This window comes from Methylobacter sp., from assembly GCF_036845245.1.
GTDB lineage: Bacteria > Pseudomonadota > Gammaproteobacteria > Methylococcales > Methylomonadaceae > Methylobacter_A.
The window spans coordinates 1-6,745 of the sequence record NZ_DAIUEH010000099.1; the positions used below are offsets into that span (position 1 = coordinate 1).

General features: G+C 47.9%; 6 protein-coding genes and 1 pseudogene. 3 read left to right on the plus strand and 4 right to left on the minus strand.

Features of this window, described 5'->3' with window-relative positions:
• Window positions 1–122: 122 nt before the first annotated feature.
• Complete coding sequence (locus V7051_RS24060; RefSeq protein WP_333879295.1) at window positions 123–869, minus strand: transporter; 747 nt, start codon at window positions 867–869, stop codon at window positions 123–125.
• A gap of 197 nt (window positions 870–1,066) precedes the next feature.
• On the opposite strand from V7051_RS24060, the gene V7051_RS24065 reads away from it, so the two are divergent.
• On the plus strand, window positions 1,067–1,927 hold the full coding sequence (locus V7051_RS24065) for a class I SAM-dependent methyltransferase (RefSeq protein ID WP_333879296.1): 861 nt from the start codon (window positions 1,067–1,069) through the stop codon (window positions 1,925–1,927).
• Between the two features lie 496 nt (window positions 1,928–2,423).
• On the opposite strand, the pseudogene V7051_RS24070 reads toward V7051_RS24065, so the two are convergent.
• Window positions 2,424–3,684 (minus strand): annotated as a pseudogene (locus tag V7051_RS24070) (IS256 family transposase).
• Between the two features lie 114 nt (window positions 3,685–3,798).
• On the opposite strand from V7051_RS24070, the gene V7051_RS24075 reads away from it, so the two are divergent.
• Window positions 3,799–4,737 (plus strand): Fic family protein, encoded by a 939-nt coding sequence (locus V7051_RS24075; protein WP_333879297.1) that lies wholly within the window; start codon window positions 3,799–3,801, stop codon window positions 4,735–4,737.
• Between the two features lie 48 nt (window positions 4,738–4,785).
• On the opposite strand, the gene V7051_RS24080 is transcribed toward V7051_RS24075, so the two are convergent.
• Together V7051_RS24080 and V7051_RS24085 are read right to left on the minus strand one after the other, a co-directional pair.
• A complete protein-coding gene (locus V7051_RS24080; RefSeq protein WP_333879298.1) occupies window positions 4,786–5,187 on the minus strand; it encodes a type II toxin-antitoxin system MqsA family antitoxin in 402 nt (133 codons plus the stop codon).
• Window positions 5,188–5,189: 2 nt separating this feature from the next.
• A complete protein-coding gene (locus V7051_RS24085; RefSeq protein WP_333879299.1) occupies window positions 5,190–5,546 on the minus strand; it encodes a type II toxin-antitoxin system MqsR family toxin in 357 nt (118 codons plus the stop codon).
• A gap of 553 nt (window positions 5,547–6,099) precedes the next feature.
• Here V7051_RS24085 and V7051_RS24090 point away from each other — a divergent pair.
• Entirely contained in the window at window positions 6,100–6,702 is a 603-nt protein-coding gene (locus V7051_RS24090; protein WP_333879300.1) for a nucleoid-associated protein, read from the plus strand.
• The last annotated feature ends 43 nt before the right edge of the window (window positions 6,703–6,745 follow it).

The window sequence follows — 6,745 nt, forward strand, 5'->3', positions numbered from 1 at the left end:
GGCCCAGCAATTTTTAGGCAAAGTTGTGTAGATACTTATGCCCTTCGGGAGAGGGCTGGGGTGAGGGAATTCAAAAATGCGCAATTCATGACCGTTTGCAGTATAAACGTTTGGATAAGATTTTAAGGCGCGATTAACAAAGTAAATCCGGCGAAAACAGTATAGTTGTCAGTTACGCGGGTCATGCCTGCCGTGCCGCCAAAATCCAGCATGAGTTGGGGCGTCATTAGATAATTTAGAGACGCTAAAAACTGGCTGGTCGGTTTTTGTTGTTGGGCTAAAACGCCTGAAAATTCCCCGGCAATGCCCCAGTGTTCGGTGAACATTTGCGACGCGGCTATCGCCCAGTTGTACCGGTATCGATCCAGGTCATCCTCTTTAAGCCCTTTTCGCGTCAGGCCTGCGTTTACATCAATCCGCAAGTCGGAAATATCCTGACTGACAATAAAGTTGGCCAAATAGTCGGTTCGCCCTTGTCCCAGCGACTGGCGCGCCGACGGCAAGACCGCTCCCGCCTCAAAACCGACAGCCAAGGTCGGGTTAATCGGATAATAATGTTTAAGCAGCACCGAGGTGTTGCCAAAACCGGAAATGGTTTCGTCCGTGTTACGGGATTTAATCCACGCTTCGCCACCCACCAATAAGCCCCATTGATCGGCAAACGGGTATTTCAACAAGAAAGGCAGGCTGTTGCGTTCCTCTTGCATGCCGGGCTGATTCGATTGTGCGCCGAATTCAACTTCAAGATGCCGTAATGCAGATAATTCCGCCGGGTTGGATACGGTGGGCCGGTATGGCGTAACGGTGAGTTGTTCGGCGTGAGCAATGAAGGGTATGAACGATATGAATAAGAGTGGGTGGAAACGCATAAAAGGAATGTCGGATAAATTAAGTCTAACGATTCTACGCGAATAGTCGCAAAAAGACAGTTTTCCGATACAAGGGAATGGGGCGTCCGGAAGCCGAAATCGATGGCGTGAATTTGGTATACAATGAGGCTGTTTTTAACCCTGAACTTTAATCGGTTATCGCTAAGGCTAACCGAAACAGTAGCTAAAATAGAACAATGACACACGAAAAAATTCCACGCGAATACGGTCGGCCTTGGTCCGATTACGAGCTGCTTGATGCGGGCGAGGGCAAGAAACTGGAGCGCTGGGGAACGATCATCACTATCCGCCCGGAAATTCAAGCCAATTGCAAATCGGGGTGGTCTTATTCCCAATGGCAAGACATGGCGCATTGGGAATTTGAAGAACAATCATCAAGCCAAGGCCGCTGGCTTAACATCAAACCGCACGCTCCCGAACAATGGCTTATTTGTTACGAAAACTTAAGTTTCGGTTTGAAGTTGACCAAATTCAAGCATGTCGGCCTGTTCCCCGAGCAGCAGGCAAATTGGCGCTTTATTAAAGAACGGCTTGGTGCCGGTCAAAAGGTCTTAAACCTATTTGCCTACACCGGCGCGGCCTCGTTGGTTGCCCGTGAGGCCGGAGCGGAAGTGGTGCATGTGGATTCGGTCAAACAGCTGATCACTTGGGCTAACGAAAACAAGGAGCGATCTAATCTTTCCGACATCAAATGGGTGCATGAGGATGCGTTAAAATTCGCCCGGCGCGAATTGAAGCGCGGCAATCAATACGACGGCATCATCATGGACCCGCCCGCTTGGGGATTGGGCGCAAAAGGCGAAAAATGGAAGTTGGAAAATAACTTGGCCGCCTTGATAGAAACGGCACACGGGCTGATGAATCCGGGGGCGTTTTTAATTCTTAACACTTACTCGCCCCAAATAGAGACGGCCGATTTGGCAGCGTCCGCCGGGCAGTTTTTTTCTGCCAAGCAACTGGAAATAAGACAACTGTGGATGCCTGCAAAAACCGGGAAGGAGCTGTATTGCGGCAATTTATTGCGGGCGATTAAGTGAGGCTATTGATCGTGGCTATCTAAAAAAGTTCACCATGCCGGTATGACGGACTGTTCAATTAAGATCGGCACGGATTCTGTGTGATCGGCAATCAAACATTAGTTAAAACAATAGATTAAGCTAATTTCTGTAATCGGCATAAAAATCGGCGGAATTGTAAAAAAATAGTATACTTCATCTTATAAAAACAATATCTTGCGAGATTATAAGATCGGCATGTCACTTCCCATTGAAACGCCTTATCGAATCGAGCCCTGCCTGCTTGACAGCATTCCGATTGGAATTACAGATCTGATCGCCAATCTAACAACCTCGTCAGAAAGAATTGCCGGTCGGTTACATCCGAGTACAGCCTCCAGTCTGGCTGAGCTGGTTCGGATTATGAACTGCTATTACTCAAATCTTATCGAAGGGCATAATACCAAGCCAAGAGATATTGAGCGGGCCTTGGCGGATGATTTGGAAAAGGAGAGATATAGTCAAATCTGGTGTATGGTTAATTTGAATCGGTGGCAACATTCTGCTGTTTATATTCAATATCGTTCACTTCATCTAAAACCGCTATCCCATCCTGAAACTTTACCCCTTTGATCACCTCAGGTAGGCGATCAAAACCTCGTAACTTAAGCCAGCTTCTTTCAGCCGACAACGCCAATTGAAAGACCAATCCCAACAGCGTGTTACGAGAAACGCAGTTTTTAGTTCGGGTGGTTCGATGCCGGATTGTAGCAAAGGTCGACTCTATCGGATTGGTCGTCCGAATATGCGCCCAATGCTCAGCCGGAAAGTCGTAGAAACTGAGCAATACCTCCCGATCCTTGCTCAAAACGCCGGTCGCCTTGGGATACTTTGCGCCAAAATCCCGTACAAACCGATCAAATGCCTTTTCTGCCTGAGCTTTGGTTTCAGCCATCCAGATTTCATGCAACCCCGCTTTGGCTTTGCCGTGGATGGCTTTCGGCAATTCATTAAGCACATTGGCGGTTTTGTGTACCCAGCAGCGTTGACAGCGGGTTTGCGGCCATGCTTCATCCAAGGCCGCCCAAAAGCCCAAGGCACCGTCGCCGATAGCCAGTTTCGGCACTGTCTTTAGCCCCCTGTCGGTTAAATCTTGTAGGAGTGCGAGCCAAGACGCCTTGGATTCACGATAACCGTCAGACAAGGCTAATAAGCGTTTTTCACCTCGCTCATTCACGCCAATAATGACTAATAAACACAGGCGGTCATCCTCGCCTCTCAATGTCGAGTAGATGCCATCCGCCCAGAGGTAGACAATCTTTTCATCGGCCAAATCTCGGCGGTTCCAGGCCAGATAATCTTCAGACCACCGCCGGCGACAGACCTTTCGCTTCCTCCCCCAGTAGAACCGACAAGGCGTCCTGCATGTTGCCCGTGGAAATGCCGCGTAAATACAGCCAGGGCAAAGCCGCTTCGACCCGTTTGGCTTTGCGCACATAAGGCGGAACAATGGCCGAGTTAAATTTGATCCCGGTGCCGGAACGATCCCGTACCTTAGGCACCTTAACCGTTATCGATCCCAGCCCAGTCAACACGTCTCGTTCCGGTAAATAACCGTTGCGGACTACCGTTTTTCGTCCCTGCTGGTCTGTTATGTTCTCATAGTGGCTCAGAAAAAATTGCAGTTCCGTTTCAACCGCTTTTTCTATGAGGCCTCGCGCCCCATGCCTCAATAGCTCTGTCAGGCTATCGTTTATTGTCCCGGCAATATCCAGTCCTTTTATGTTATCTTTGTTCATGGCGTACCTTTTTTGCTGATTATTCGATTTCGTTAATCTAATTTCAGCAGAGGTCGCCACCTTTATTCAAGTTTGCTATACACCAGATTTATTTATACCTCGGAAAAGGACGCGTTGCGCCGTAATTTCCAAATCGAAGCGCGTGCTCATGTCAGGTTGCAACAAACGATTGACCGGCTTTATGCGGCAGGGAATCTGCCGGAACCGGCATCGACCGAGTTCTTGTGCTGGCTGCATCGTGAATTTTACCGCGATGCGCCGGAATCCATGCTTTGGATAGACAACGGGAAGCATGGCTTTCGAATGGAGCCTGGAGCGCTTCGTTCGCGACCTGAACACAATGTTTCGGTGGGAAGGCATATTCCGCCTGATAGCGGCCGTGTCGATGAGTTTGTGCGCTACTTCGAGCAACGCTACCGCTTGGCTTCGATGGGCAAGGGCGAACGGATCATCGCCATGGCCGCCTCGCATCACCGTCTGGCCTATATCCATCCATTTGCAGACGGAAACGGTCGAGTCAGCCGCTTGATGAGTCATGCGATGGGTTTGACCGCCGGAATCGGCGCATCAGGGCTTTGGTCGGTGTCGCGCGGCCTCGCTCGCGGTCTGGAAAGTCGACAAGATTACAAGAGCAAGATGGATTATGCCGATACGCCAAGGCAAGGCGACCTGGATGGCCGTGGAAACTTATCCCAAAAAGCCTTGGTCGAGTTCATACGCTGGTTTTTAGAAGTGTGCCTCGATCAGGTGGGCTTTATGAGCGGCCTATTCGAATTTGACCGCTTGGCCGAGCGCCTCAAAGCCTATGTGGAAAGCCGTACGTTAAAACCGGAGGCCTTTTATATTTTGGAAAGAGTGCTGATGCAAGGCGAGATGCCACGCGGTGAAGCCGAACGTATCACCGGCTTGAAAGAGCGCAGTGCGCGCATGGTACTTGCAAGTTTAATCAATGATGGCATCTTACAGTCGGAAACTCCGAAAGGCCCTGTATCGCTGCATTTCGGCAGTGAATCGGTTGAGTTTTTATTTCCGAGGTTGTTTGCAGAAAACTAAATCAGGGAGTCATCGAACAAATCAGTGCCAGCACTTATGGATTGCACCTTAAACAGCCTTAACTTCGTCTAGTAGGTCTGGATGACGGTCAAGTATCCTTAGCAACTTTACCAGTGCCAAGGGTGGCTTGGTCTTGCCATTCTCGTAGCGTGAAAAGGCATTGACCCCGCCGCCGAAAATCTCTGCCGCTTCCCGTTGGTCAAGCTTGAGCTTTTTACGAACGCTGGCAATAAATCCAGGGTCGACAATCGATGCATTCACCTGCTTGTTGAATTCCAGCATAAAATTCATCGTACGCCGCGATTCGATTGCATCCAAAATGGATTCATCGCAGGCCGGGCAAAAATCGCCGGTTACTGCGGGGATAATGGTCGATTCACCTTTATAGATATACGGCATGTCGCGGGTGTCATGCACCAATTCTGCCGCCGCACAAGATGGACATTTCATATTCATAGCTCCTTAAAGGACACGATGAGGACATCATCAATGACCGTGAGTTTCAGGTAGACTTCGCCAGCCGGTGTGATTGGCCGATAAACGTCTTGCCAAATCCGATGATCCGCATGAGTGGTCATGCTCTTATAGAAATCGGTTGGAGTAAGCGCCATAACGACAGCAAGCATGCTGTCGAAATCAAATCCTAATGCCGTGCCGCCTTCGCGAGCAGCTTTTGTTGCGCGTATATTTCCAGCGTCAATCATGGCGTTAACGACAGGTAACTTATAGTGAGGCGTCTGTTTTTCCATGAGCGGATAATAACCTAATTGGTTATAGTCGGTAAAGTATGCTGATGTGGAAAGGCTCAAGAACATTGCCAAAGTACGTGGCATCGGCCTGAACAAGCTGATGTTTGAACTATCCACTCAAGCATTGGCGGAAGAAGCGAAGTAGCGTTTCCTGATAGCCTAACTGCGCGGCAACCCCCAATCGGGCTACGCAATTGTTGGATGAGCTGGGGCTTTGAAAAGTGTAGTGTGGTTTCGCGATAGCAAACCACCAATCAGCGTACAACGCCAATTACAATCGTGGTGGATTGCCTATGGGCGAATCCACCTTACAGCGTTACAGCGTTGTTATTTAAAAGCTTTAGCATCCGGCGATGGGGAAAATAGAAATCTGTCTCCATATTGAAATATCGGGATGTAAAGCATAAAAGGCATGCCTAACCTACAGTACTGCCAAAATCATCTAGGATGCGGAGGGTGACAGGAGAAGAAGAAAAATCAAAATCATGCAAGATGTTTAGTGTTGCTCATACTTGCTAACTCAGTTGATTTTATATAAGGTGGAGAGAAAGAATCGATTAATGGCAGTGCAGATCAGGTTAGTGATAACGTTTTTTAAAATTAAGGATATTTAATGGAAATTAAGCAAGTAGTCATTCATGAGTTATTAAAAGACTCTGGTGCATCAACGGCTGAAACAAAGTTGGCCGACAAGGTTTTAGATATTAGCTCGCCTATGGTTATTGAGCTGGTTGACGGGCTTGGCAAGCTTTATAGCACCAAAGGCAATCATGCCATTTATGGTACCTTTTCCCGAAAGCATGAGACCAATGAATTTCCAAACTACACAGATAAATATCTTGAAGATGAGTCGGATGACCTGTTCTTAGCTTTAAGCTCAAGATGTCTGGCTGAGCTTGCCAGGGAAGCAAAAGCCAAACCTACTTCTACGGGAGGGTATATTGTTTTTGTGCGCTATAAAGAACAGTATGATTACTTGTTGATTGCGATGATAAAAGACAAAAAGATGTTGCAAGTTAATGCTGATCTGGAACCGGTAAGCATTATTTCGATTGATTTGTCCAAAATTCATCAAGCGGCACGCATAAATTTAACCTCCTATGCAAACACTTCGGGCGATGAAGAAAATTTAGATAATGATGAGGTAAAGACTTATTTAAGTTTTGTGAGCCCAAAAACCAACCATGATGTTTCAGGTTACTTTAATGTGAATTAAGAGCTAAATAGAAGCCAGCTCACCGGTTGGGCTAGAATATTGG